Source organism: Nocardia arseniciresistens, assembly GCF_046764875.1.
Classification (GTDB): Bacteria; Actinomycetota; Actinomycetes; order Mycobacteriales; family Mycobacteriaceae; genus Nocardia; species Nocardia arseniciresistens.
The window spans coordinates 542,308-567,974 of sequence record NZ_JBKORD010000001.1 but is presented as its reverse complement, the minus strand read 5'-3'; the positions used below and the strand labels follow the sequence as shown (position 1 = coordinate 567,974).

Below are 25,667 nucleotides of genomic sequence, written 5' to 3'. Positions count from 1 at the left end.
GGTTGTCTATACAGGACTATACATCCTGTTCACGGGAAAACGTGAGCCAGCGCATAGTGCGTACGCGATCGTCGGTTACGGCCGCCGCATCACACCGCACCGGCCGGACTCGCGGGAAGAGGGATAGGCCTATGATCATCGACGAACCATCCGAAGTCGTCCTTGCGCCGGAGCGTCGCACGATCGACGTCATCCCCGACGACGAACGGTATGGATCTCCGTTCAGCCAGTTCACCCTCTGGTTCGGCGCCAATATGCAGATCACCGCGGTCGTCGACGGCGCGCTGGCCGTCGTGTTCGGCGCCGACGCGCTCTGGGCGATCCTCGGCCTGCTGATCGGCAATGTGCTCGGTGGAGCGGTGATGGCGCTGCACTCCGCGCAGGGACCGAGACTCGGTCTCCCACAGATGATTTCGAGTCGCGCGCAGTTCGGTGTCTTCGGCGCGGTGCTGCCGCTGCTGCTCGTGGTGCTGATGTATCTCGGATTCGCCGCCACCGGCAGCGTGCTCGCGGGCCAGGCGGTCGACAAGATCCTGCACATTGATAGTCCGACCGTCGGCATTGTCATCTTCGGTCTACTCACCGCGTTCGTCGCGGTGACCGGATACAAGCTGATCCACATCGTCGGGCGCATCGCCACGGTCTTCGGCGTCATCGGATTCACCTACTTGGCGATCCGGCTGTTCGTCGAATACGACGTGTCGGCCGTGGTCGGCGTCAAGGGCTTCGATATCGCCACCTTCCTGCTCGCGATATCCCTCGGCGCGGGCTGGCAGCTGACCTTCGGGCCGTACGTCGCGGACTACTCCCGCTACCTGCCGCGCAGTACCAGCGCACGTACGACGTTCTGGTCGACCTTCGCGGGCAGCGTGATCGGCTCGCAGTGGTCGATGACCTTCGGTGCGCTGGTCGCCGCGGTCGCGGGCAAGGCATTCCTGAGTGACCAGGTCGGTTTCGTCGGCCACCTCGCGGGACCCGCCGTGGTCGCGCTGCTGATCTACCTCGTGGTGCTCGTCGGCAAGCTGACCGTCAACTGCCTCAATGCCTACGGCGGGTTCATGTCGATCCTGACCACCGTTACCGCGTTCAACGGGCAGACCAAGATTTCCGCCGCTGCCCGCGCCGCGTACATCGTCGGCTTCACCGCGGTCTCGGTCGTCGTCGCGGTCGGCGCCAGCGCCGACTTCCTCAATAATTTCAAGAACTTCGTTCTGGTACTGCTGATGGTCTTCACCCCGTGGAGTGCCATCAACCTCACCGACTACTACCTGATCTCGAAGGAGAAGGTAGATATCCCCGCGCTCTACGACCCCGCCGCGCGCTATGGCCGCTGGAACGTGACCGCCCTGTCCTGCTACGTGATCGGCGTACTGGCCCAGATCCCGTTCCTCGCCCAGAAGCTCTACACCGGACCGATCACCGAACAGCTCGGCGGCGCGGACATTTCCTGGATCGTCGGGATCGTCCTCACCGCGGCCCTGTACTACCCGCTCGCGCGGCGCACCAGCAATCCACCCGCGTCGATGATTTATCCCGCCGACCCAGCAAGGAGCACCCGATGACCGCACAACCCACGGCTACCTCCGGCCCGCGGCGCGTGTCCGCACCACGCGGCAGCGAACTCACCACGCTCGGCTGGCAGCAAGAGGGCGCGCTGCGCATGCTGATGAACAATCTGGATCCCGAGGTGGCCGAGCATCCGGACGAACTCGTCGTCTACGGCGGTACCGGCAAGGCCGCGCGGACGTGGGAGGCCTTCGACGCGATGGTCCGCACGCTGAAGACGCTGAAGTCCGACGAGACCATGCTGGTGCAGTCGGGCAAGCCGGTGGGTGTCTTCCGCACCAACGAATGGGCGCCGCGGGTACTCATCGCCAACTCGAATCTGGTCGGCGATTGGGCGAACTGGGAGGAGTTCCGTCGCCTGGAGGAGCTCGGCCTGACCATGTACGGGCAGATGACGGCGGGTTCCTGGATCTACATCGGTACCCAGGGCATTCTCCAGGGCACCTACGAAACCTTCGGTGCTGTCGCGCGAAAGCTGGCGGCATCGGGTCGCTATCCGAACAGCGACGGCACGCTGGCCGGCACGATCACCTTGACCGCGGGACTCGGTGGCATGGGCGGCGCGCAGCCGCTGGCCGTCACCATGAACGGTGGTGTCGTGATCTGTGTGGATTGCGATACCACCCGCATAGATCGCAGGATCGCCCACAAGTACCTCGACACCAAGGCCGTCGACCTCGCGGACGCGCTGCGGCTGGCCACCGAAGCCCGCGACGCCAAGCTGCCGCTGTCGATCGGACTCGAAGGCAATGCGGCAGAGGTGTTTCCGCAAATGCTCGCCATGGAAGCCCCGATCGATATCGTGACCGATCAGACCTCGGCGCACGATCCGCTCGCGTATCTGCCGATCGGCATGGACCTCGCCGATATGAAAGCGATGGCAGCGAAGGATCCGGCCAAGTTCACTGATGACGCCCGCACGGCGATGGCCGCTCAGGTGCGTGCGATGGTCGGGTTCCTCGATCGTGGTGCCGAGGTGTTCGACTACGGCAATTCGATCCGGGACGAGGCTCGAAAGGCCGGATTCGACAGGGCTTTCGACTTCCCCGGGTTTGTGCCCGCCTACATTCGCCCGCTGTTCGAAGAGGGGCTCGGCCCGTTCCGGTGGGCGGCGCTCTCGGGCGACCCGAAAGACATCGCGGCCACCGACAAGGCGATCGTTGAGCTGTTTCCGGAGAACCAGCACCTGCGTCGATGGATCGAAATGGCAGGGGAGAAGGTTGCTTTCGAAGGGCTGCCCGCTCGGATCTGCTGGCTCGGATACGGTGAACGGCATCTTGCCGGACTGAAGTTCAACGAGATGGTGGCTTCCGGCGAGTTGTCCGCGCCGATCGCCATCGGGCGTGACCACCTGGATTCGGGGTCGGTGGCCTCGCCGTACCGCGAGACCGAGGCGATGGCGGACGGTTCCGATGCGATCGCGGATTGGCCGCTGCTGAATGCGTTGGTGAATACCGCATCCGGTGCGTCTTGGGTCTCGATCCATCACGGTGGTGGTGTCGGGATGGGGCGTTCGATTCATGCCGGACAGGTGTGCATCGCGGACGGCACCGATCTCGCGGCCGAGAAGCTGACGCGGGTGTTGACCAATGACCCTGGTATGGGCGTGATCCGGCATGCCGACGCGGGCTATGAGCATGCGATCAACGTCGCCGGGGAGCGCGGGGTTCGCGTGCCGATGGCCGAGGGCTGAGCGCCATGGGATCCACTGTCCTTACGGGCATCGGCACCCTTGTCACCAACGATCCCGAGCTCGGCGACGGCCCGCTCGGTGTAATCCATGACGCCGCCATCGTTTTCGACGGTGGCGTAGTCGAGTGGGTGGGTCGGTCCAGTGCCGCGCCGAGCGGTGACCACGGGCAGGACCTCGGCGGACGAGCGGTGCTACCCGGTTTCGTCGAGAGCCATTCGCACCTGGTCTTCGCCGGTGATCGCGCCGAAGAGTTCGGAGCGCGGATGTCGGGGACGCCCTATGCGGCGGGTGGAATCCGCACCACCATCGCGGCGACCAGGGCCGCCACTGACGACGAGTTGCGTACCAACACCCGGCGATTGATGAACGAATCACTGCGCGCAGGCAGCACGACCGTCGAGTGCAAGACCGGCTACGGGCAGTCGGTGGAGAGCGAACTGCGCAGCATCAAGATCGCGGCCGAATTCACCGACGAGGCCACGCTGCTCGCCGCGCATGTTCCGCCGCCGGAGTACGCGGGCCGGGCCGACGATTACGTGCGGATGGTCTGTGACGAGATGATCGATGTGTGTGCGCCGCATGCCAAGTGGATCGATGTGTTCTGCGAGCGCGGGGCCTTCGACCGCGATCAGGCGCACGCGGTACTCACCGCGGGTATCGCCAAGGGGCTCGTGCCTCGGGTGCACGGTAACCAGCTGCAAACCGGCCCAGGCGTCGCGCTCGCGGTGGAGGTGGGTGCTGCATCCGTCGACCACGTCACCTACGTCACCGCCGGGGACATCGACCTGCTCGCGCAGAGCTCGACAGTGGCGACTCTGCTTCCCGGCGCGGACTTTTCGACCCGCAACAAGTACCCGGACGCACGAGCGCTCATCGACGCCGGTGTGACGGTCGCGCTCGGAGCCGACTGCAATCCGGGCACCTCGTACACCACGAGCCTGCCGTTCTGTATCGCCATCGCGGTGCGGGAGATGCACATGACGCCGGAGGAAGCGGTGTGGGCCGCGACCGCGGGCGGGGCGCGGGCGCTGCGGCGCGACGATATCGGTGTCTTGCGTCCGGGGGCACGGGCGGATGCGATCGCCTTGGCTGCCCCGTCCTACCTGCATTTGGCCTACCGGCCGGGAGTCCCACTGATTCAACAGGTTTGGCGAGCCGGTACATCGGGCTATACCGCTGAACAATGAGCAATACGGATAAGGAAACGATAATGCTGTCCAATCCGGTGGCGACTGTTTTCGAGCCTTGGACCGGCCGTGACGACGGCAGCGGTGTGGAACATTTGCGTTGGCATCATGTGGTGGAGCCGTATGCCGCTCAGTCCAAGCTGGCTTCGTGCGTTTTCATCGGATTCGCCAGTGACGAAGGCGTGCACCGGAATAAGGGCCGCCGTGGTGCTGCCGCCGGACCACACGCCTTGCGGCAGGCGTTGTCGTCGATGGCCCTGGCCGCACCGATCCGCGCGTTCGACGCGGGGACGTTGCTGGTCGCCGACGACTTGGATACGGGGCAGCGGGAACTGGGCTCGATGGTGTGCGACGTGCTCGACGCCGGACATTTCCCGGTAGTTCTCGGTGGCGGGCACGAGGTGGCTTTCGGAACCTACCGAGGTCTGGCCGATTCCGCGCTGCTATCCGTGCACCCGCGCATCGGAATCCTCAACCTCGACGCTCATTTCGATCTTCGTTCGGAGGAGGTTCCCAGCTCCGGAACCCCGTTCCGGCAGATCTTGGACGCGGCGGGCGAGACGGGCAGTTCCGTCGAATACGCGGTTGTGGGCATCAGTCAGCCGAGTAATACCGCGGCATTGTTCGACACCGCCGACCGTCTCGGCGTCCGCTATTTGTTCGACGACGAGTGCGGTGTCGGAAACACTACCGCTGTACAGGATTTCGTGCGGGATTTTATCGGCAGGGTCGATCTCGTGTATCTCACCATCGATCTCGATGTGCTACCGGCGGCGGTCGCGCCGGGAGTCAGTGCGCCCGCGGCTTTCGGTGTGCCGCTGGAGACGATTCAGCTCGTTGCCGACCTGCTCACCGCGAGCGGGAAGCTCGCGGTGTGTGATGTGGCCGAGCTCAACCCGGAGTACGACATCGACCATCGCACGGCGCGCACGGCGGCCAGGCTGATCCACCGCATTGTCACCGGACACGTACGGTTACAACAGCTTCCGTGATCCAGGAGACGTCGTCGATTGCGGTGGAGATGACCGCTGGCCCGCCGCCTATTCGACGCCGAGCGAGATTTCTGTCGACTTGATGAGCGCCTTGACGGGTGTGCCTTCGGCGAGACCGAGGTCGTCGGCGGCATCCCTGGTGATCGAGGAGGTGATCTCGTCTCCGCCGGTCAGTCGGATTCGTACGACGGCCATCGCTTCGCCTCGGGTGACGGATAGGACGGTTCCATCGAGCTGGTTGCGCGTGCTCAGTCGCATGGAGGCGAGCATACGCAGCACCGAGGCGTCCGAGCCGGATCTTCGACTCGTGTTGCGAGTGTGAGCCGCGCCTGCTCTCGGGATCCGCCCGTACCCGTACCGGCCTCGTCTGCATGGCGCCACGGTCAGGCCGGGTAGGCGTGGGTTTCGGTGGCTTTGACGGCGGCCCAGAGGTGGGCGCCGGGTTGTAGGCGTAGGTCGGCGACGGTGGCGGGGGTAACGTCGGCGAGTACAGGTGGGGTGCCGTCGAGGCGGACGCGGGTGGTGTAGGCATGTTGTTCGATGCCGACGATGGTGACCGGCCAGGTGTTTCGTGGGCTGCCCGCTGGTTGTTCGGGGTGTAGGCCGACCGCGCTCGGTGGGAAGGCGACATGCACTCTGCCCGTGCTGGGTTCGGTGACGGTGAGGGTGCCGCCGTCGTCCAGCTCGACCATCGTGCCGTGCGCGGTGCCGCGATAAAGGTTGAGGCCCACCAGGTTTGCGACGTAGTCGGAGTGTGGTCTGCGTGCGACCTCGCTCGGCGGCCCCTGTTGGACGATGACTCCGTTTTCGATGATGACGATGCGGTCGGCCAGCACCATGGCATCGAGCGCGTCATGGGTGACCAGCACGGTGTGGCCAGGGTAGTCGGCCAGGTGGTGGGCGAGGTCGGAGCGCACTTGCATTCGGGTGCTCGCGTCGAGGGCGGCGAGCGGCTCGTCGAGTAGTAGTAGCTGTGGGTCGGTGGCCAATGCGCGGGCCAGCGCGACTCGCTGCGCCTGTCCGCCGGATAACGCGCGTGGCTTGGCGTGCGCGTGTTCGGCCAGGCCGACCCGATCCAGCCAGGTCATCGCTCGGTCGCGGGCCACACCGCGCCGATGCCCTCGGGCGCGCAGCCCGAACGCGATATTATCGACGGCGGTCATGTTCGCGAAAAGTAGATAGTCCTGGAAGACGACACCGACTTCCCGTTGTTCGGCGGGTACGAACACCTTCGGCGGTGCGTCCCAGTCCTTTTCGTCGAGCCGGATCCGCCCATCGGTCAGTGCGATCAGACCCGCGAGTGCGCGCAACGCGGTGGTCTTGCCCGCGCCGTTGGGGCCGAGCAGCGCGACAACCTCGCCGGGTGCGACCGCGAAGGACAGGTCGAGATCGAATTGCCCACGGCTGAATCGTAATTCGGCATCGATGGTCATAGCACTCCCCGAATCCAGCGCTCGCGCAACGCGACAAGGACCGCCACCGACACGACGAGCAGGACCAAGCTGAGCACGATCGCGTCGGCGGGATCGGATTCGAGCGCCAAATAGACGGCCAGCGGCATGGTGGTGGTCTTACCGGGGAAGTTGCCCGCGAAGGTGATCGTGGCACCGAATTCACCGAGCGCGCGCGCCCAGCACAGCACAGCGCCCGCCACGACGCCCGGCATCACCGAGGGCAATGTCACGCGCCGAAAAGTCAGCCAGCGCGACGCACCGAGCGTCGCGGCCGCCTCCTCGTAGCGCGGATCGGCCGCACGCAGCGCCCCCTCCACAGCGATCACCAGAAAAGGCATGGCGACGAATGCCTCCGCGACAACAACGCCCGCCGTGGTGAAAGGCAGTGAAACACCGAACCATTCGTATAGATACCGGCCCATCAACCCACGCCGCCCGAGCACCAGCAGCAGCGCCACACCGCCGACCACCGGCGGCAATACCAGCGGCACCGTGACCAGCGCCCGCACCAGCCCCCGCCCGGGCAGCTCAGCACGAGCCAGCAACCACGCCAACGGAATTCCGAGAACCAGGCAGATCACCGTCGCCGAACTCGCACTCACCAGCGAAAGCCGCAGCGCCTGACCAACTTCGGCACTGAACAACCGATCGGGCAGCGAAGCCCACGGCGCCCGAAGCAACAGCCCGAGCAAGGGCGCGAGCAGGAAAGCCAAGCCACAGATAGCAGGCACCATCAATACAAGCGGCCGGCGCCCCCGTGTCGCCCGTCGCCGCGCCGTCGTTCCGATCACGGTGTGTCGAATCCCGCCTTCGTGAACACCGGGCGCGCTTGGGTGGACTTGATGAAATCGACGAATGCTGCGGCTGTCGCCGGATTCGGGGCCTTGGCCAGAGGAGCGATGGGGTAGTCGTTGATTGCCTTGTCGGCTTCGGGGAATTCGATGCCTACTACCTTGTCGCCCGCGGATTTCACGTCGGTGCGGTAGACGAGCGCGGCATCGACCTCGCCGAGGGTGACCTTCGTCAGCACGGCCTTGACGTCTTGTTCCCTGGTATCGGGCTGCGGGGTAACGCCTGCGACCTCGAAAACCTTTTGCGCGGCGGCACCGCACGGGACCTGTTCGGCGCACAAAGCGATCTTCGGCTCGGTCTTGCCGAAGTCGGCCAGGCCGGTGATATGGCCGGGATTGCCCTGGGGGACAGCGATTTCGAGACGATTGCGAACGAATGTCGACGGGGCCGCGGTGATATCGCCCGCGTCGAGGACCTGCTGCATATTCTTCGGCGCGGCCGAGGCGAACACGTCGGCGGGTGCGCCCTGTTCGATCTGCTGGGCCAACGCCGAGCTGGCGCCGTAGCTGTAGACCACCTTCACTCCCGGATGAGCCGCCTCGAATTGCTTGCCCAGCTCGTTGAAGGTCTCGGTCAGCGAGGCCGCGGCGAACACGGTGACCGTGCCGCCGATCTTGTCCTGACCTGCGGCAGGCTCGGCGGCGTCATCCGAGCCGCAGCCTTCGACGGTCAATGCGGCGACGGCGGCAACCGCCGCGACGCTCATGCCACGAATCATCCTCATCAACTTTCCGGTATTTCGACAACGACATGCGTCGACTTGACCGAGGCGACCGCGATGCTGCCGACCTCGAGCCCGAGTTCATCGACCGACTCCCTGCTCAGCAGCGACACCAGCCGAAACGGCCCGGCCTGCATCTCGACCTGCGCCATCACGGTGTCCTTGACCACCCGCGTCACAATCCCGCGCAACCGGTTACGAGCCGACGCCGCAACGGTCACCCCCGGCACGGGCGCCTCCGCGTTGTCCCGCAGGAATTCCGCGAGCTCCCGCCCATCGATTCCCTTCCGCCCGTTCTCCAGCTGAATTGCGCTCAACCGTCCCTGATCGACCCACCGACGCACGGTGTCATCACTGACCCCCATGAGCGCGGCTACTTCGCTGATCCGCAGATTCGACACAATTGGCAGCATATTCCCGCATCCACGGAAATCAAGCCCCAATGCCTTCGCAAATGAGCCCCTCCCCCGCCTGCCTCCTTCAACAGGTGTCGCCGCACGTGGTCAGGGGCTGGTCAGGCCGCTGGGGGTTGGGTGCTTCGGATGATGTGGGCGATTTCCTTGGCGTGGGTGGAGACCAGGCCGTGGTCGGCGTCGAGCCAGGTTGCGGAGATATGTGGCTGGTCGCGGACGAGCCGCTCGATGCCCGCGTGCCAGTTCTGATTGCGCCACGGCGTGCGACCTTCGTTGCCGTCGCCTGCCATCGAGGTCGACATGATCATGCTGATCGGGCAGTCGATCTTTCGGTACCGGTCGAGGATCGCGGACCGAACCACATCGATCTCGAGATTGACGTCGAGGATGTCCGGTGCGGTGAGCAGCACCTGACGGGGGGTGCCCTTGGCCTGTTCGGCCTCGTGCCGCATCGCAGGGTCCTCGAACATCGCACGGAACTCCGGCAGGTCGGCTTCGGTGATGAACGGTTCGGGGACCGGGTTCGCCCCGTCGATGAGAACGAGCGCGGCGACGGCGTCGGGATTCTCGGAGGCATAGTGCACGGTCAGGTCCGCGCCGAGCGAGTAGCCGACGAGCACGGGTAGCGCGGGCAGGTCGAGCTCCGCCATCACGGCGACGAGATCGCTGAGGAACGCATCGAAGGTGTACCGGTCGGCGGGCGAGGCGAGGCCATGGCCCCTGAGGTCGAAGGTCACCACGTCGTGGTCGCGCCGCAACAGTTCGATCAGCTCGTGCAGATCGGCCTGTGTCGAGCTCAGGCCGGGGCACAGGACCAGCGGTCGTCCACTGCCGCCGCGAGACACCGGGATCGCGACACCGTCGTGGTGAATTGTGAAGTGCTGCATCGTGCCTCTCGATGGGCGGGTGTCAGTGGCCTCTGGCGACCCAGTCGGCAAGGGCGGGCTTTTCGGCGCCGATGGTGGTGATGTCGCCGTGGCCGGTGTGGACGACGGTTTCCTCGGGGAGGGTAAGGAGGCGGTCGCGGATCGAATCGATGATGGTGTCGAAGTCGGAGAACGATCGGCCGGTTGCGCCTGGGCCGCCGGAGAAGAGGGTGTCGCCGGTGAAGAGGGCGGCGGCCGCTGGCACATGCAGCGATACCGAGCCGGGGGAGTGGCCGGGGGTGTGGAGGATGTCGATGTCGGTGCCTGCCACGGTGATTCGAGGGACGTCGGCGAGTGACCGATAGTTCACATCGGGGTGGGTCATGCGCCAGAGTGGGTCGTCACCCTGGTGTAACAGGACTGGTGCGTCGAGTCGTTTGCCGAGTTCCGGTGCGACGGTGACGTGGTCGTTGTGGCCGTGGGTGCACAGCACCGCGACGACGTGGCGGTTGCCGACCGCGTCGATGATCGCGTCGGCGTTGTGGGCAGCGTCGATGACGAGGACCTCGTCATCGTTGCCGATCAGCCACACGTTGTTGTCGACGTCCCAGGTGCCGCCGTCCAATTCGAAGGTGCCGGAAGTGATCACCCGATCGATGCGGACACTCACAGCACCACCACCGAGCGCAGTACCTCACCGGCGTGCATCGCGTCGAAGGCCTTCTCCACCTGGTCGAGTGCGATGCGTTCGGTGACGAAGCGTTCCAACGGGAGCCTGCCTTGCCGATAGAGGTCGACGAGCATCGGGAAGTCGCGTTCGGGCAGGCAGTCGCCGTACCAGGAGGACTTCAACGCGCCGCCGCGGGAGAACAGATCGATCAACGGCATATCGAGGGTCATGTCGGGGGTCGGGACGCCGACCAGCACCACCGTGCCCGCCAGATCGCGACCGTAGAAGGCTTGCTTCCAGGTTTCGGGTCGGCCGACCGCGTCGATCACGACGTCGGCGCCGAACCCTTCGGTGAGTTCCTGAATCTTCTCCACCACATCATCGGTAGTGGCGTTGATCGTGTGGGTCGCGCCGAAATCTTTGGCCCAGGCCAGCTTTCGTGGATCGCGGTCGATCGCGATGATCGTGCTCGCGCCCGCCAGCCGAGCGCCGGCGATCGCGGCGTCACCGACGCCGCCACAGCCGATGACCGCGACGGTGTCACCGCGTGAGACGTTGCCGGTGTTCATGGCGGCGCCGATGCCCGCCATCACACCGCAGCCGAGCAGACCCGCGACCGCGGGGTCGGTGCTGGGATCGACCTTGGTGCACTGGCCTTCGTGGACGAGGGTCTTGTCGGCGAAGGCGCCGATGCCGAGGGCCGGGGACAGTTCGGTGCCGTCGGCGAGGGTCATCTTCTTGCTCGCGTTGTGGCTGGCGAAGCAGTACCAGGGACGACCACGTCTACACGCGCGACATTCGCCGCAGACCGCGCGCCAGTTGAGGATGACGAAATCGCCCGCCTCGACGTGGGTGACGGCCGCACCGACGGTCTCGACGATGCCCGCGGCTTCGTGTCCGAGCAGGAAGGGGTATTCGTCGTTGATGCCGCCTTCGCGGTAGTGCAGGTCGGTGTGGCACACCCCGCACGTCTGGATACGCACGATGACGTCGTGCGGTCCCGGGTCGGGGATCACGACATCGACGATCTCGACCGGCGCACCTTTGCTACGGGCGATAACGCCACGCACGGTTTCGGACACGAAAACCTCCTATGGAGCTGGGATCGGGGTGAGCCGCTCGATCTGTTTGCGGTACCTGGTGAACAGGCGCGGGTTATCGATGGCGAATACCGCTACCGGCGCGCCTGCGCGCTCGTACAGGGCGGTCAGCGACGGAGTCGACGGGTCGCCGTCGACGAAGCGGACTTCGTCGGTCGGTCGGCAGTCACCCGCGAACTGAAGCATCCGTCCATACTGCCGCGACCAGAAATACGGCGCCGCGGTAGGTCGCTGTGGTGCTCCGAGAATGGCCGCCGCCGCGATACGCGCCTGGACGGTCGCGTTGGTCCAGTGCTCGGAACGGTGGTGGGCGCCGGATACCTCGTTGTAGCTGCGGGCGCAGTCGCCGATGGCATAGACGCCAGGTATCGAAGTCCGGCACTGCGAATCGGTGAGGAAACCGTTGTCGATGCGCAGGTCGGAGTCGGCGGCCCATTCGGTGTTGGGCACGGCTCCGATGCCGATCACCACGGCGTCGGCGGGTAGTACGGTTCCATCGGTCAATTGCACCGCATCGACGTGTTCCGCGCCGAGGAATCGCTCGACAGCGACACCGGTCAGTAGCCGGACGCCGTGCGGGTCGTGCAGTGCCGCGCACAGCGGTCCGATGTGTGGGCCGAACACAGCGGTGAGTGGATCCGAGCACAGCTCGACAATCGTGACCTTGATTCCGATAGCCGTTGCGGAGGAAGCAATTTCGGAGCCGATGAGACCCGCGCCGACGACGACCAACGTGCGCGCCGTGCGCAGCGAATGACGGATCGCGCGTGCGTCATCCACCGTCCGCAGGGTGTGTACGCCGCCGAGCGCACCGACACCGGGCAGTGTGCGGGCGCGAGCACCGGTGGCGAGCACGAGCGAGTCTCCGGCGAGCTGACTTCCGTCGTCCAGCGTGACACCGGGTCCGGTGTCGGTCGCGGTGATCCCGACCGCGCGTCGCCCGAGCAACCAGTTCGCGCCGCCAGCGGATTCGTCGTCCAGTGCGATGTCGACGTCCTCGCGGAGGAACTCTTTGGACAGTGGCGGCCGGTCGTACGGAGCGTGCTGTTCGTCGCCGACGACCGTGATGCTGCCGTCGTGACCGTGCTCGCGCAGGGTGCGGACCAGAGAGAACCCAGCCAGCGATGCGCCGACGACGACTACCGAGCCGGTGGCGCTCAAGCCGACACCATGACGACGCCGTCGACCACGTGCACCGGATAGGTGCGGACGGGAACCTTCGCCGGCGGGCCTGCCGCCGCACCGGTGCGTAGGTCGAAGCAGGCTTCGTGGAGTGGGCATTCGACTTTGCAGTTCTCCACCCAGCCATCCGCCAGCGACGCATCCTGGTGGGTGCAGTTGTCGTCGATCGCGAAAAGGCCTTCCTCCGTGTGGAATACGGCGATCTTCGGGCCCTTGTCCGGCTGCACTGTGGTGACCTCGCCGACCGGTAGGTCTGTCAGATGGGTGACGAACAGATCCGTCGTGGATGTCGCCGGTCGAAGCGCAGTCGATTCCATGGGGTCCTCCAAGTTGCCTATGACGCAACACCGATCGCAGTACGCAACAGTGTGGGCGGGTTTGCGGGTGTCGTCAACCCGAAAAGCGAATTTGGGGAGGATTGGTTTCAGCGGTTGACACGCCACTGGATCGGGTTGACCATTTGTTGCGTAATGCGATTGCGTTGCGTAGTGAGCAACATCGGAGGCACCCCTTGGCTCACCCGAAAGTTGTCATCATCGGAGCCGGAATCGTCGGAACATCGCTGGCCGATGAAATCACCTCGCGTGGTTGGACCGACGTCACCGTGCTGGAGAAGGGACCGCTGTTCCTGACCGGCGGATCCACGTCGCACGCGCCGGGATTGGTATTTCAGACGAACCCGTCCAAGACGATGACCGAGTTCGCCCGCTACACGATCGAGAAGTTCCTTGCGCTCGATCATCCGGACGGCTCGGCGTTCAACCCGGTCGGTGGACTCGAAGTAGCCACCACCCCGCAGCGCTGGCAGGACCTGCACCGTAAAGCGGGCTGGGCGCAGTCATGGGGGATCGATGGCCATCTGCTCGACCCCGCCGCGTGCGCCGCGCTGCACCCACTGCTCGATGCCGACCGGATACTCGGCGGATTCCACACTCCGGCAGACGGTTTGGCGAAGGCACTGCGTGCGGCGGAAGCGCAGGCGCGACTCGCGTCGGCGCGCGGTGCCGTCTTCCGGCCGAATCAGGAAGTACTCGGCATCGTCGAGCGTGGTGGCCGGGTGGCCGGGGTGGAAACCGCGGACGGTGTGATCGCCGCCGACGTCGTCATCTGTGCGGCCGGATTCTGGGGCGCCGAAGTGGCCAAGCAGGTCGGGCTGGTCCTGCCGCTGGTTCCGATGGCACACCAATACGCCAAGACCGGTCGGATCGCCGCGCTCCAGGGTCGCAACACCGAACGCAGCGAGGCGGGTCTGCCGATCCTGCGGCATCAGGATCAGGACCTCTACTTCCGCGAGCACGTCGATCGGATCGGCATCGGCTACTACGGGCACAAGCCCATGCCGGTGGATATGTCGACATTGTCCGCCGTGACGGCGGACACGGAGATGCCGTCCATGCTGTCGTTCACCGACGAAGACTTTGCCCCCGCCTGGCATGAATCCATGGAATTACTTCCCGCACTGAGTGATTCGAAAGTGGAGGAGGGTTTCAACGGGATCTTCTCCTTCACCCCCGACGGCTTCTCGATCATGGGCGAGCATCGGGATCTGGCCGGATTCTGGGTCGCGGAGGCGGTGTGGGTCACCCACTCGGCGGGCGTGGCCAAGGCAACCGCGGAGTGGATCATCGATGGCGCGCCGAAGACCGAGGTGCACGAATGCGACCTGTACCGGTTCGAGGATGTCGCCCGCAGCGACCGCTTCATCCTGGAGACGAGTTCGCAGGCGTTCGTCGAGGTGTACGACATCATCCACCCGCACCAGTTCCGAACGGCGCTGCGCGGACTGCGGACCAGCCCGTTCCATGCTCGACAGCAGGAGCTCGGCGCCTATTTCTTCGAGGGCGGCAGCTGGGAGCGGCCCGCGTGGTACGCATCCAATGCCGAACTGATGCAGCGTCTTCGCGACGAGGGAGTGCAGTTTCCCGAACGCGACGACTGGTCGAGCGATTTCTGGTCGCCGATTTCCATCGCGGAGGCCCGCTGGACCAGGGAGCGCGTGGCGATGTACGACATGACGCCGCTGACCCGCTACGAGATCGCCGGTCCCGGCGCGCTGGAGCTGCTACAGCGACTCACCACGAACAACCTCGACAAGAGCGTCGGCTCGGTCACCTACACACTGCTGCTCGACGAGAAGGGCGGCATCCGAAGCGATCTCACCGTGGCCAGGCTAGCGCCGCAGCGTTTCCAGGTCGGCGCGAATGGTCCGCTGGACTTCGACTGGTTCACGCGTAACTTGCCCGCCGCCGGCGATACCGACGGGGCGGTGACGCTGCGTGACATCACCGGGGGCACCTGTTGTATCGGTGTGTGGGGTCCGGTGGCACGAGATCTCGTGCAGCCCTTGTGTTCTGATGATATTTCCCATCACTCCTTCAAGTACTTCCGTGCACTGCAAACCTATCTCGGCGCGATTCCCGTGACGATGATGCGGGTCTCCTACGTCGGTGAGCTCGGCTGGGAGATCTACACCACGGCCGAATACGGCAGCGCCCTATGGGATCTGCTCTGGGAGGCAGGTCGGGCGTACGAGGTGATCGCGGCGGGCCGGATCGCGTTCAACAGTCTGCGCATCGAAAAGGGTTATCGCGGTTGGGGAACCGATATGACCACCGAACACCTGCCCGCCGCTGCCGGCGTCGATTTCGCGGTACGGATGAACAAGCCCGATTTCGTCGGCAAGGCCGCACTGGAGCAGGCGGGACCTCCGACAAAGATCTTGCGCAGCATCGTGTTCGACAGCCCGTCGATGGTGGTGCTCGGCAAGGAGCCGGTCTTCATGCGGGGGATGTGCGCGGGCTACATCACCAGCGCGGCCTATTCCGCCACCATCGGCCGCAGCATCGCCTACGCCTGGCTGCCCGCGGGTGCGGGTCCCGGCGATGTGGTCGAGGTCGAATACCTCGGCACGCTCTACACCGCCGTCATACACCCGGAACCGGTGGTCGACCCCGAAATGTCCAGGATCAGGAGGTAGCGAAATGGCTACTGCGACACACGGTTACGACGTCATCGTGATCGGTCTCGGCGGTATGGGCAGCGCTGCCGCCTATCACCTGGCCGCCCGAGGGCAGCGGGTGCTCGGGCTGGAGAAGTTCACGCCCGCGCACAACAAGGGCTCCAGCCACGGCGGGTCGAGGATCATCCGGCAGTCCTATTTCGAGGACCCCGCGTACGTGCCGTTGCTGCTGCGTTCCTACGAATTGTGGGAGAAGCTCGCCGCCGACAGCGAGCGCGAAGTCTTCCGGCTCACCGGTGGGTTGTTCCTCGGCCCGCCCGACTCGCTGACGGTCGCGGGCAGCCTGCGTGCGAGCCGCGAGTGGTCACTACCGCACGAGGTGCTCGATGCCGCCGAAATCCGGCACAGGTACCCGAGTTTCACTCCGGAGCCGGGCGACATCGCGGTCTATGAGGACAAGGCGGGATTCGCCCGGCCGGAGCTGACGGTGCAGGCACACATAGATCTCGCGCTGCGATCGGGTGCGACGCTGTCGTTCGGTGAGCAGGTACTCGACTGGGCGGAGACCGGCTCCGGGGTGACGGTGACGACCGAAAGTGCCACCTACCACGCCGATCAGCTCGTGATCTGTCCCGGCGCGTGGGCTCCGGAACTGCTGGCGAAGTTCGGCATTCCGATCACCGTCGAACGGCACGTGCTCTACTGGCTCGATCCGATCGGCGGCGCAGCCGCCTTCGCTGATCAGCCGATCCATATCAGCGAGAACAGTTCCGGCGAACAGATATACACCTTCCCCGCTATCGACGGACCCGAGGGCGGCGTGAAAACGGCGTTCTTCCGCAGGGGCATCGAGTGCACACCGGACACCATCGATCGCGTGGTGCACCAGCACGAGATCAAGGCGATGCGCGACCGCGTCGCCGAACTGGTCCCCGCACTGGATGGTCCATGCCTGCACTCCGCGACCTGCATGTACTCCAACACCCCCGATCAGCACTTCGTGATCGCCCGCCATCCCGACAGCGCACGCGTGACCGTGGCCTGTGGGTTCTCCGGCCACGGCTTCAAGTTCGTCCCGGTGGTCGGGGAGATCCTCGCTGATCTGACCATCGACGCGAAAACCGCACACCCCATTACGCTTTTCGACCCGCAAAGGTTGGTGGCCGATGACAACAGCATCGCGTAGCGAGTCCACGGACCTGCCGGTGCGGACGCCCGCGTTGATCCCGACCCTCGGCGGCAAGTGGTACGTCGAGGATTCGATCTTCGCGGCCGAACAGGAACACCTCTTCGAGCAGATGTGGTTCTGTGCGGTCCGATCCGCCGACCTCGCTCGACCAGGCCAGTTCAGGAGGGTCCAGGTCGGTCGCGAGAGCGTGCTGATCGTGCGCGGCCGCGACGGCGCGCTGCGCGCATTCCTGAACATCTGCCGCCACCGCGGGGCCATGCTGTGCACCGAGGACGAGGGCCAGGTGAAGCGCAATCTGCGTTGCCCCTACCACGCCTGGACCTACGGGCTGGACGGGAAACTGGTCACCGCGCCCAACATGTCCGCACTCAAAGACGCCGAGGGCGAGGACATCGATCGGGTCGCCTACGGCCTTGTTCCTGTGGCTCTACGCGAATGGCTCGGGTATGCCTGGGTCTGCCTCGCCGATGAACCGCCGTCGTTCGAGTCCGAGGTGATCGGCGCGGTCACCGAGCGGCTCGGCACCGCGACCGCGATCGACGCCTACGACATCGACAACCTGAAGGTCGGTCGCCGCGTGGTCTACGACGTAGCGGCGAACTGGAAGCTCATCGTGGAGAACTTCATGGAGTGCTACCACTGCGCGACCATCCATCCAGAGCTCACCGAGGTGCTGCCCGAGTTCGCCGACGGCCTCGCGGCCCAGGTCTTCGTCGGCCACGGCGCCGAGTTCGGTCCGGAGGTCGCGGGCTTCACCGTCGACGGCTCGCCCGGGTTCGAGCGCCTTCCAGGAGTGAGTCCGGAGCAGGATCGCAGGTACTACGCGATCACGATTCGGCCGACGGTCTTCGTCAACCTGGTCCCTGACCACATCATCTTCCATAGGATGTATCCGCTGGCAGCAGACCGTACGGTCGTCGAGTGCGACTGGCTCTACACCGGCGACGTCGTCGCCGGGGGCCGCGACGTGTCCCATTCGGTCGAACTGTTCCACCGCGTGAACGAACAAGATTTCGCGGCATGTGAGCGCACCCAACCGACGATGTCCTCACGTGCTTACCGAAACGGCGGGGTGCTCGTCCCCGCCGAGCACCACATCGCGGAGTTCCACGAATGGCTGCTCGCACGAATCGGCGACATGAGGTGACACGACATGAACGGTGACCCGGACCTGCTCATCGGCGGCGAGTGGATACACGCCTCCGATGGTGGCCTGCGTCAGATCGTCAACCCTGCCGATGGCTCGGTGGTGGCGAGCGTCGACGAGGCGACAACGGAGGACGCGCGCCGAGCGGTTGCCGCCGCGCGTGCCACCTTCGATGAGGGGGCCTGGGCCGCAACACCGGTTGCCGAGCGCGCCGCGTTGCTGCTGCGGATCGCGGATCTGCTCGAACGCGACAAGGAGCAGATCGCTCACCTCGAGACCCTGGACACCGGCAAGACGCTGGTGGAAAGCCGTATCGACATCGACGACGTGGTCTCGGTGTTCCGCTATTACGGTGGCCTGGTCGCGGTGCAGGCCGACCGAGTTGTCGATGTCGGCGACCCGACGGTGATCAGCCGCGTTGTCCGCGAGCCGATCGGTGTCTGCGTGCTGATCGCGCCGTGGAACTATCCGTTGCTACAGATGTCGTGGAAGATCGCGCCCGCGCTCGGCGCGGGCTGCACGATGGTCGCCAAGCCGAGCGAGGTGACCCCGCTCAGCACCATCGCCTTCGTCCGTCTTGCCGAGGAAGCCGGCGTGCCCTCTGGGGTGCTGAACCTGGTGCAGGGCAGCGGCGCGGTGCTCGGGTCGGCGCTGACAGACAACTCGGACGTGGATTTCATCTCGTTCACCGGTGGTCTCGCGACGGGACGAATCATCTCCGAGGTGGCCGCCGAGCATGTCACCAAGGTCGCGGTGGAACTCGGTGGCAAGAACCCGCACATCGTGTTCGCCGACGCCGACTGGGAGAGCTCGGTCGACCAGGTGCTGACAGGTGTGTTCCTGCACTCCGGCCAGGTCTGCTCGGCGGGTACGCGGCTGATCATCGAAGAGTCCATCGCCGACGACTTCGTCGCCGAATTGGTCCGAAGGGCCGAGCTGATTCGCGTCGGCAATGGCATGGACGCGGCAAGCGAGACCGGCCCACTGGTCTCCGAACAGCATCGCGCGAAGGTGGAGGCCTACGTCGAGCTGGGTATCTCCGAGGGCGCGAAACTGGTGACCGGCGGTGTCCGGCCGAGCGACCCGGCGCTGGCCGCGGGCAGCTTCTTCCTGCCGACCATCTTCGACAACTGTGATCGGTCGATGCGGATCGTCCAGGAGGAGACATTCGGACCGATCCTCACAGTGGAGCGCTTCGTTACCGAGGCGGAGGCGATTCGCCTCGGTAACGACACCGAGTACGGACTCGCGGGCGGTGTGCGCACCACCGACCCCGCGCGCGGCGAACGCATGGTGCGCGCGCTGCGACACGGCACCATCTGGCTCAACGACTTCGGCTATTACACAGCGGCCGCGGAATGGGGCGGGTTCAAGAAGTCCGGAAACGGACGCGAACTCGGGCCGACCGGACTTACCGAATATCAGGAAATCAAACACATTTGGCACAACACGGCACCGAAGCCTGCGGAGTGGTTCAAGGGCGTCTGATCCGAGTTACGACATCGGCCGGACAGCCCGTACCGGCCGGCACCGCGAAAGGCACGGTAGCAATGGCAGTCAAGGAGCACGGTCTGGCCGATGACAATGGGATGGAGGATTTCGGCTACAAGGAATCCCTCGACCGAAGTATCGGCAAATTCGCCAGCTTCGCCGCAGGCGTCAGTTACATTTCGATTCTCACCGGCACTTTCCAGCTGTTCTATTTCGGTTTCGGCAGCGCGGGTCCGGCCTATCTATGGTCGTGGCCCCTGGTTTTCGTCGGACAGATGGCTGTCGCACTGTGCTTCATGGAGCTTGCGGCGAAGTATCCGGTCGCCGGTTCGGTCTACAACTGGTCGAAGTCGCTCGGCAGCAGAATCGTCGGATGGTCTTCGGGCTGGCTGATGTTGACCGCGTCGATCGTCACGCTTTCCGCGGTGGTGCTCGCCCTACAGCTGAACCTGCCACGCCTGTGGAGCGGCTTCCAGCTGATCGGTGACGGCAGTGGTGAATTCGACTACGCCACCAACGCCGTGGTGCTCGGCACGATCATGATCGTGTTCACCACCACCGTCAACGCGCTCGGTGTGCGGCTCATGGCCATGATCAACAGCACCGGCGTGTTCATCGAACTCATCGCGGCGGTGCTGATCGCCATCATCTTGGCGGCCAACTGGACTCGCGGCCCGCAGGTGTTCTTCTCCACGCACGGCTACGGTGCGGGGGAGTCCGGCGGCTACCTCGGCGCGTTCCTGGTCGCCTCGCTCGCCTCCGGCTACGTGATGTACGGCTTCGACACCGCGAGCTCGCTCGGCGAGGAGACGGTGGAGCCGAGGCGCACCGCACCGAAGGCGATCCTGCGCGCGATTCTCGCCTCGTTCGTGATCGGCGGCGCGATCCTGGTGTTCGCGGTGATGGCGGCCCCTGATCTCGACGACCCGAAGGTCGGCAGCTCGAGCGGCGGCCTGCAATACATTGTCGAACAAGTGATGTGGGGGCCGCTCGGCACCATTTTCCTGTGCTGCATCGTGGTCGCGGTGACGGTGTGTTCGCTGGCCGTGCACACCGCCGCCATCCGGTTGACCTTCGCCATGGCCCGCGACAATGCGCTGCCCTTCGGCGAAAAGCTCGCCCGAGTGCATCCGAAGACGCAGACCCCTGTGGTGCCCGCTGTGGTGATCGGTGTGCTCGCCGTGCTGATCCTGGTGGTCAATATCGGTCAGCCGAAGATCTTCACGGTGCTGACCTCGATCGCCATCATCATGATCTACCTGGCCTACCTGATGGTGACAGGGCCGATGCTGAAGAAGCGGCTCAAAGGTCAGTGGCCGCCGAAGGATCTGAAAGCGGGCGGCTACTTCTCGATGGGCCGCTGGGGTCTATTGGTCAATATCGTCGCCGTCGTATGGGGCATCGGGATGGCGTTGAATCTGGCCTGGCCGCGCGAGGCCGTGTACGGCACGCCCTGGTACAACACCTGGGGCGCGTTCGTCTACATCGGTGCGATTCTCGGCGCTGGGCTGCTCTGGTACGGGCTGAGGGGCCGCAAGAGCATCGGCACCCTCGCTTCACACGCGGCAGCGTCGAAGGAGGCGGAATCAGATGTCTGACAGTGTGTTCGACTACGTGATCGCGGGCGGCGGCACCGCGGGATGTGTGCTTGCCGCACGGCTCAGTGAGGACCCGGAGGTGTCGGTGTGCCTGCTGGAAGCCGGTCCGTCCGATGTCGGCGACCGCAATATCCTCGAGCTCACCGAATGGATGTATCTGCTCGATTCCGGGTACGACTGGGACTATCCGGTCGAACCACAGGAACGCGGCAATAGCTTTTTGCGCCACGCGAGGGCGAAGGTGCTCGGCGGATGTTCCTCGCACAACTCGTGTATCGCGTTCTGGCCGCCTGCCGAGAATCTGGACGAATGGGCCGCGATGGGTGCCAAGGGCTGGAGCGCGGCCGAGGTGCTGCCCTATGTCGCGCGGGTGGAGAACAACGACGCGCCCGGCGAGCAGCACGGCCACAGCGGACCGGTCCGGCTGCGCGACGTCCCGCCCGATGACCCGTGTGGAGCGGCGGTGCTCGAAGCCGCTGCGCTGATCGGCTTGCCGACGGTCCAATTCAACCGTGGCGCAACGGTGCGCAACGGTGCGGGGTGGTTCCAGATCAATTCCGACGAGGACAACATCAGGATGTCGACCTCGCACGCCTACCTGCACCCCATCCTCGACTCGCGGCCCAATCTCGTTGTGCGCACCGGGTGTCGGGTCAGTGAGGTCCTGTTCGACGAGGCACGCAACGCGACAGGCGTGCGATACCAGCGGCCGGATCTCACCGGGTACGACACGATCTCGGCCCGACGCGAGGTGATCGTCACCGCGGGGGCCATCGATACGCCGAAGTTGTTGATGCTGTCCGGGATCGGGCCCGCCGAGCATCTGCGTGAGGTCGGCGTAGCGGTGCTCGTCGACTCTCCAGGTGTCGGTTCGAACCTGGACGACCATGTCGAGGGCCTGGTGTTCTGGGAGGCCGCGCGGCCGATGGTCACCACCTCGACACAGTGGTGGGAAATCGGCCTGTTCGCCACCACCGACGAGACGCTGCGCCTGCCGGACGTGATGATGCACTACGGCAGCGTGCCGTTCGATATGAACACACTGCGCCATGGTTACCCGACTACCGACAACGGTTTCTGCTTGACGCCCAACGTCACTCAGGGCCGCTCGCGTGGCACGGTCCGGCTGCGCAGTCGCGACTTCCGTGACAGGCCCAAGGTCGACCCGAGGTATTTCACCGATCCCGAGGGGCACGACGAACGCACCATGCTCGCGGGAGTCCGGTTGGCGCGCAAGATAGCCGAGCAGACGCCGCTTCGGGACTGGGTCGCCAGGGAGCTCGCGCCGGGCCCGGACGCGACGACCGACGACGAACTACTCGACTACATTCGCGCGACGCACAACACCGTGTACCACCCGGCGGCCACCGCGCGGATGGGGGCGACCGACGATCCGATGGCGGTGCTCGATCCCGAACTGCGGGTCAAGGGCGTGTCCCGATTGCGGGTCGTCGACGCGTCCGCGATGCCGAAACTGCCTGCGGTGAACCCTAATATCACGGTCATGACCATGGCAGAGAAGTGCGCGGACCTCATACGGAAAACCTGAGTGAGGTGCCGAAAGAGGCGGGACTAGAGGCGTTTCTCGCCGATCACGCGCCGTTCCAGGCGATGGCAACGACCGAGCTCGAGCAGCTCGCGTCGTCGTCATCGCTGCACAGATTCGCGGCGGGCACGGTGATCATGGACTACTCGGCCAAGGTGCCCGACGATATCTGGATGCTGTGGAGCGGCCGCGTCGCCTTGCTCGGCAGCGGCGACGGCACACCGATCGACACTATCGAGCCCGGCGGAATCTTCGGCTATGTTCCGCTACTCACCGGAGGCAGTGCCGACTTCCTCGCGCGGGCGGCCGAACCGAGCCTGCTTATCCGGCTGCCGGGGGCCTTGGTCGCGGCCCAGTTCGCTCAGCCCGCCGGTCTCGCGTTCCTCGCCTCCTCGGCGTGGAAAACGGTGTCCGGCAGCCGAACTCCGATGGCACCCGCGGTCGGCAGCCGCCCGGTCGGCGAGCTCGTCTCCAGGGCCGCGGTTTTCGTCACGCCGGAGACCAGCGTGCGTGATGCCGTCGTGCGGATGACCGAGGAGTCCGTCTCCTATGTGCTGATCCGGTTGCCGCAAGGCGAATTCGGCATTTTCACCGATCGCGATCTGCGTACCAAGGTGGTGGGCGCCGGGCTGCCGGTAGAAGCGCCGATCTCCCTGGTGATGAGCGCTCCGGCCCGGCGAGTGACCGCCGACCTGACCGCCGAGACCGTGCTGATGGAAATGCTGGAATGGGGGCTGCGGCATATGCCGGTGCTGTCCCGGCGCGGTGAGGTGCTGGGCGTGCTCGAGGACGCGGACCTGCTAGCCGCCTCGGCGAGACAGGGTTTCGTGCTGCGCTGCTCGATCGCCGCGGCCACCGACGCGGCCCAACTACAGCGTGCTGCGCGCGAGATCACCGGCACCGTCGTCGACCTGTTTCGCAATGGCACCGAGGCGTCGGCGACCAGCGGCATTCTGTCTGTCGTCATCGACTCGGTGGTCCGCAAGGGACTCGAACTGGCGCTGGCCGAGATCGACGATGCGCCCGAGCTGACCCCTTCGAGCGACCTGGGAGCAGTCGCCGGCGGCGGGTTCGCCTGGCTGACGCTCGGCAGTATCGCCCGGCGCGAGGCGATGCCGTCGTCGGATGTGGACAGCGCGCTGTCCTGGAGCGACGAATTATCCTCGGCGAGTGGGCAACTCCGCGCGGTCGCCGCGCGAGTGCACGCCATCCTCGATGCCTGCGGGCTGCCCGCCGACAGCAATGGCGCGATTGCCGCGAAGCCGAAATTCTCCCGTTCTCGCTCGCAATGGGCGAAGGCGGCCGAGGCTTGGCTCGACGATCCATTGCAGGGCCGTGGACTGGTCCTCACCTCGCTGCTCATCGACGGGCGCGTGGTGTGGGGTGCGGAATCGTTGCACGCGATTCCCGCCGCGTTCCGGCGGATGCGCGCCGACCACCCGCACGCGCTGCGCCTGCAACTGCTCGACGCGCTGTCGGGGCGAGTACGGACGCGCTCGCTGCGCGACGTGATCTCCCGGCGTGGCGGGACGTTCGATCTGAAGAACCACGCGCTGGCCCCGATCGTCAACCTCGCCAGGTGGGGCGGGCTGATGGCGGGCATGACCTCGGCGTCGACCCCGATGCGGCTGGCGGCCGCCGCGAGTGCCGGTGCGGTCCGCGAGCGTGATGCCGCCGTCCTGACCGAGGTTTTCACCATGCTGCAACGCATGCGTATGGTCCATCAGATCGAGCAGCTTTCCGCAGGACACAGTCCTGGAGACATCATCACGATGTCGGAACTCTCACCACTGAATCGCAGCCTGCTCAACGATGCGCTGCGCGAGATCGCGGCGGTTCAGCGACGCATCGGCAACACCGGAGCGGCGACCACCTAGACTGGTGACCGAGATGGTAATTCGAGATGTTGAGGATAACGGGCGGACGGCCGCGGTGCAGTCCGTCGATCGCGCGCTGCTCGTCTTGGAGATCATCGCCAAGCTCGGACAGGCCGGTGTCACCGAGATTGCCACCGAGCTCGGTGTCCACAAATCTACCGTCTCCCGACTGATCACGGTGCTGGAATCGCGCGGATACGTCGAGCAGCTTTCCGGGCGCGGCAAGTATCGGCTCGGCTTCTCCATCGTCCGGCTCGCAGGCTCGACCAGCGCGCAGGTCGATCTCGTCGGGCAGAGCCAAGGTACGTGCAACGAGCTGGCGGATGCCTCGGGCGAGACGACCAACCTCGCTGTGCTGGACGGCAATCGGGTGATCAACATCGTCGAGGCGATGGGGCCCGGCTCGATCGCACTGCTGTCCTGGGTGGGGAAGAGCTGCCCGCTGCACGCAACCTCCAGTGGCAAGGTGTTGCTCGCGGATCTGGTGCCGAGCCAGATGCGCAAGCGCGTCGGCGCCAAGCTGGAGATGTTCACCGAAAACACGATCACCAAGGTCGCCGACCTCGCTGCCGAACTCGTCGAGGTCAGGAAGAACGGCTGGGCGAGTGTGCGCGAGGAACTGGAGATCGGCCTCAACGCCGTCGCCGCGCCCGTCTATGACGGCGGTGGAGTAGTCGTTGCGGCACTGAGTGTTTCCGGGCCCGCCTACCGCCTCGGTCCCGACCGTTTCGCCGAAGTCGCCGAGCTGACCGTCGCGAGCGCCGCCGACATCAGCCGTCGCCTCGGATATTTCGCCTGAGCTCGAGCGCACCTGGTGGGTGCTGTGGGGCGTAGCCCGCCGCCCAATTCGTATTGACAAGGGTTGAGGTCGGCTCAATACTTAGTGCGGATGGTGCAACTGTTGCGTTTTGCGCAACTGTTGCGGCATGTGAAATTGAATAGTCGCCGTTGACGTGCGGCGGGAGATCTCCACGGAATTTCGTGGAGAGCCGAAGGAGCAAATCCTCCCGGGAATCTCTCAGGCCCAGTACCGCCGCGCACAGGCACCTCTGGAAAGCAGTGCGCACGCACTCGCCGACGGGGCAAACGCGCGGTGTCCAGATCGACACAGCGCGTGAAACTCTCAGGCCATTGGACAGAGCGGGAGGAGCCACCCACGCGCAT

Annotated in this window: 22 protein-coding genes and 2 riboswitches; of the genes, 12 read left to right on the top strand and 10 right to left on the bottom strand. The window is 65.4% G+C overall.

Annotated features, from left to right (window positions below):
• The first annotated feature begins 131 nt into the window (after positions 1-131).
• Genes ACLMAJ_RS02580 through hutG form a run of 4 tightly spaced genes read left to right on the top strand, consistent with a single transcriptional unit; the run spans position 132 to position 5,438 of the window.
• Complete coding sequence (locus tag ACLMAJ_RS02580; RefSeq protein ID WP_412011799.1) at positions 132-1,562, top strand: purine-cytosine permease family protein; 1,431 nt, start codon at positions 132-134, stop codon at positions 1,560-1,562.
• On the top strand, positions 1,559-3,259 hold the full coding sequence (hutU, locus tag ACLMAJ_RS02575; protein WP_412011798.1) for a urocanate hydratase: 1,701 nt from the start codon (positions 1,559-1,561) through the stop codon (positions 3,257-3,259). Before ACLMAJ_RS02580 ends, hutU begins: the two co-directional genes overlap by 4 nt.
• Positions 3,260-3,264: 5 nt before the next feature.
• Positions 3,265-4,446 carry an imidazolonepropionase gene (hutI, locus tag ACLMAJ_RS02570; RefSeq protein WP_412011797.1) on the top strand — a complete coding sequence of 394 codons (1,182 nt, stop codon included), beginning with the start codon at positions 3,265-3,267 and terminating at the stop codon, positions 4,444-4,446.
• Between the two features lie 23 nt (positions 4,447-4,469).
• A complete protein-coding gene (gene hutG / locus ACLMAJ_RS02565) occupies positions 4,470-5,438 on the top strand; it encodes a formimidoylglutamase (protein ID WP_412012026.1) in 969 nt (322 codons plus the stop codon).
• Between the two features lie 48 nt (positions 5,439-5,486).
• Here the strand turns inward: hutG and ACLMAJ_RS02560 are convergent, their stop codons facing one another.
• The 10 genes from ACLMAJ_RS02560 to ACLMAJ_RS02515 all read right to left on the bottom strand — a co-directional run bounded on the left by ACLMAJ_RS02560 (position 5,487) and on the right by ACLMAJ_RS02515 (position 13,013).
• Positions 5,487-5,696 (bottom strand): TOBE domain-containing protein, encoded by a 210-nt coding sequence (locus tag ACLMAJ_RS02560; protein ID WP_412011796.1) that lies wholly within the window; start codon positions 5,694-5,696, stop codon positions 5,487-5,489.
• A 125-nt stretch (positions 5,697-5,821) separates the two neighbouring features.
• Positions 5,822-6,871, bottom strand: a complete 1,050-nt coding sequence (locus ACLMAJ_RS02555; RefSeq protein ID WP_412011795.1) for an ABC transporter ATP-binding protein — start codon at positions 6,869-6,871, stop codon at positions 5,822-5,824.
• A complete protein-coding gene (gene modB / locus ACLMAJ_RS02550) occupies positions 6,868-7,626 on the bottom strand; it encodes a molybdate ABC transporter permease subunit (protein ID WP_412011794.1) in 759 nt (252 codons plus the stop codon). Before modB ends, ACLMAJ_RS02555 begins: the two co-directional genes overlap by 4 nt.
• A 53-nt stretch (positions 7,627-7,679) precedes the next feature.
• Positions 7,680-8,450 (bottom strand): molybdate ABC transporter substrate-binding protein, encoded by a 771-nt coding sequence (modA, locus tag ACLMAJ_RS02545; RefSeq protein WP_412011793.1) that lies wholly within the window; start codon positions 8,448-8,450, stop codon positions 7,680-7,682.
• Between the two features lie 17 nt (positions 8,451-8,467).
• Positions 8,468-8,866, bottom strand: a complete 399-nt coding sequence (locus ACLMAJ_RS02540) for a TOBE domain-containing protein (protein ID WP_412011792.1) — start codon at positions 8,864-8,866, stop codon at positions 8,468-8,470.
• Between the two features lie 113 nt (positions 8,867-8,979).
• Positions 8,980-9,765: an alpha/beta fold hydrolase gene (locus tag ACLMAJ_RS02535; protein ID WP_412011791.1), complete on the bottom strand. Its 786-nt coding sequence runs from the start codon at positions 9,763-9,765 to the stop codon at positions 8,980-8,982.
• Between the two features lie 22 nt (positions 9,766-9,787).
• Positions 9,788-10,414, bottom strand: a complete 627-nt coding sequence (locus ACLMAJ_RS02530; protein WP_412011790.1) for an MBL fold metallo-hydrolase — start codon at positions 10,412-10,414, stop codon at positions 9,788-9,790.
• A complete protein-coding gene (locus ACLMAJ_RS02525) occupies positions 10,411-11,496 on the bottom strand; it encodes an S-(hydroxymethyl)mycothiol dehydrogenase (protein ID WP_412011789.1) in 1,086 nt (361 codons plus the stop codon). Before ACLMAJ_RS02525 ends, ACLMAJ_RS02530 begins: the two co-directional genes overlap by 4 nt.
• 9 nt (positions 11,497-11,505) lie before the next feature.
• Positions 11,506-12,675 (bottom strand): NAD(P)/FAD-dependent oxidoreductase, encoded by a 1,170-nt coding sequence (locus ACLMAJ_RS02520; protein WP_412011788.1) that lies wholly within the window; start codon positions 12,673-12,675, stop codon positions 11,506-11,508.
• On the bottom strand, positions 12,672-13,013 hold the full coding sequence (locus ACLMAJ_RS02515; protein WP_412011787.1) for a bifunctional 3-phenylpropionate/cinnamic acid dioxygenase ferredoxin subunit: 342 nt from the start codon (positions 13,011-13,013) through the stop codon (positions 12,672-12,674). The genes ACLMAJ_RS02520 and ACLMAJ_RS02515 overlap by 4 nt, the downstream gene beginning before the upstream one ends.
• A gap of 194 nt (positions 13,014-13,207) precedes the next feature.
• Here ACLMAJ_RS02515 and ACLMAJ_RS02510 point away from each other — a divergent pair, with 194 nt between their 5' ends.
• The 8 genes from ACLMAJ_RS02510 (at position 13,208) to ACLMAJ_RS02475 (ending at position 25,302) form a co-directional block, all read left to right on the top strand.
• Entirely contained in the window at positions 13,208-15,673 is a 2,466-nt protein-coding gene (locus ACLMAJ_RS02510) for a GcvT family protein (RefSeq protein WP_412011786.1), read from the top strand.
• Between the two features lie 4 nt (positions 15,674-15,677).
• Positions 15,678-16,841, top strand: a complete 1,164-nt coding sequence (gene solA / locus ACLMAJ_RS02505) for an N-methyl-L-tryptophan oxidase (protein WP_412011785.1) — start codon at positions 15,678-15,680, stop codon at positions 16,839-16,841.
• A complete protein-coding gene (locus ACLMAJ_RS02500) occupies positions 16,822-17,991 on the top strand; it encodes an aromatic ring-hydroxylating oxygenase subunit alpha (protein WP_412011784.1) in 1,170 nt (389 codons plus the stop codon). The genes solA and ACLMAJ_RS02500 overlap by 20 nt, the downstream gene beginning before the upstream one ends.
• 6 nt (positions 17,992-17,997) lie before the next feature.
• Positions 17,998-19,479 carry an aldehyde dehydrogenase family protein gene (locus ACLMAJ_RS02495; RefSeq protein WP_412011783.1) on the top strand — a complete coding sequence of 494 codons (1,482 nt, stop codon included), beginning with the start codon at positions 17,998-18,000 and terminating at the stop codon, positions 19,477-19,479.
• Between the two features lie 62 nt (positions 19,480-19,541).
• Entirely contained in the window at positions 19,542-21,080 is a 1,539-nt protein-coding gene (locus ACLMAJ_RS02490; RefSeq protein WP_412011782.1) for an APC family permease, read from the top strand.
• Positions 21,073-22,629, top strand: a complete 1,557-nt coding sequence (locus ACLMAJ_RS02485; RefSeq protein ID WP_412011781.1) for a GMC family oxidoreductase — start codon at positions 21,073-21,075, stop codon at positions 22,627-22,629. Before ACLMAJ_RS02490 ends, ACLMAJ_RS02485 begins: the two co-directional genes overlap by 8 nt.
• Positions 22,630-22,691: 62 nt before the next feature.
• Positions 22,692-24,503: a putative nucleotidyltransferase substrate binding domain-containing protein gene (locus ACLMAJ_RS02480; RefSeq protein ID WP_412012025.1), complete on the top strand. Its 1,812-nt coding sequence runs from the start codon at positions 22,692-22,694 to the stop codon at positions 24,501-24,503.
• 13 nt (positions 24,504-24,516) lie between these two features.
• Positions 24,517-25,302 (top strand): IclR family transcriptional regulator, encoded by a 786-nt coding sequence (locus ACLMAJ_RS02475; protein ID WP_412011780.1) that lies wholly within the window; start codon positions 24,517-24,519, stop codon positions 25,300-25,302.
• Positions 25,303-25,452: 150 nt separating this feature from the next.
• A riboswitch (glycine riboswitch) is annotated at positions 25,453-25,546 on the top strand.
• Positions 25,547-25,652: riboswitch (glycine riboswitch) on the top strand.
• The last annotated feature ends 15 nt before the right edge of the window (positions 25,653-25,667 follow it).

Coding starts and splice junctions, on each gene's coding strand:
- ACLMAJ_RS02580 (WP_412011799.1), top strand. CDS start 132: ATGATCATCGACGAACCATCCGAAGTCGTCCTTGCGCCGGAGCGTCGC.
- hutU (WP_412011798.1), top strand. CDS start 1,559: ATGACCGCACAACCCACGGCTACCTCCGGCCCGCGGCGCGTGTCCGCA.
- hutI (WP_412011797.1), top strand. CDS start 3,265: ATGGGATCCACTGTCCTTACGGGCATCGGCACCCTTGTCACCAACGAT.
- hutG (WP_412012026.1), top strand. CDS start 4,470: ATGCTGTCCAATCCGGTGGCGACTGTTTTCGAGCCTTGGACCGGCCGT.
- ACLMAJ_RS02560 (WP_412011796.1), bottom strand. CDS start 5,696: ATGCGACTGAGCACGCGCAACCAGCTCGATGGAACCGTCCTATCCGTC.
- ACLMAJ_RS02555 (WP_412011795.1), bottom strand. CDS start 6,871: ATGACCATCGATGCCGAATTACGATTCAGCCGTGGGCAATTCGATCTC.
- modB (WP_412011794.1), bottom strand. CDS start 7,626: ATGGTGCCTGCTATCTGTGGCTTGGCTTTCCTGCTCGCGCCCTTGCTC.
- modA (WP_412011793.1), bottom strand. CDS start 8,450: ATGAGCGTCGCGGCGGTTGCCGCCGTCGCCGCATTGACCGTCGAAGGC.
- ACLMAJ_RS02535 (WP_412011791.1), bottom strand. CDS start 9,765: ATGCAGCACTTCACAATTCACCACGACGGTGTCGCGATCCCGGTGTCT.
- ACLMAJ_RS02515 (WP_412011787.1), bottom strand. CDS start 13,013: ATGGAATCGACTGCGCTTCGACCGGCGACATCCACGACGGATCTGTTC.
- solA (WP_412011785.1), top strand. CDS start 15,678: ATGGCTACTGCGACACACGGTTACGACGTCATCGTGATCGGTCTCGGC.
- ACLMAJ_RS02500 (WP_412011784.1), top strand. CDS start 16,822: ATGACAACAGCATCGCGTAGCGAGTCCACGGACCTGCCGGTGCGGACG.
- ACLMAJ_RS02495 (WP_412011783.1), top strand. CDS start 17,998: ATGAACGGTGACCCGGACCTGCTCATCGGCGGCGAGTGGATACACGCC.
- ACLMAJ_RS02490 (WP_412011782.1), top strand. CDS start 19,542: ATGGCAGTCAAGGAGCACGGTCTGGCCGATGACAATGGGATGGAGGAT.
- ACLMAJ_RS02485 (WP_412011781.1), top strand. CDS start 21,073: ATGTCTGACAGTGTGTTCGACTACGTGATCGCGGGCGGCGGCACCGCG.
- ACLMAJ_RS02480 (WP_412012025.1), top strand. CDS start 22,692: ATGGCAACGACCGAGCTCGAGCAGCTCGCGTCGTCGTCATCGCTGCAC.
- ACLMAJ_RS02475 (WP_412011780.1), top strand. CDS start 24,517: ATGGTAATTCGAGATGTTGAGGATAACGGGCGGACGGCCGCGGTGCAG.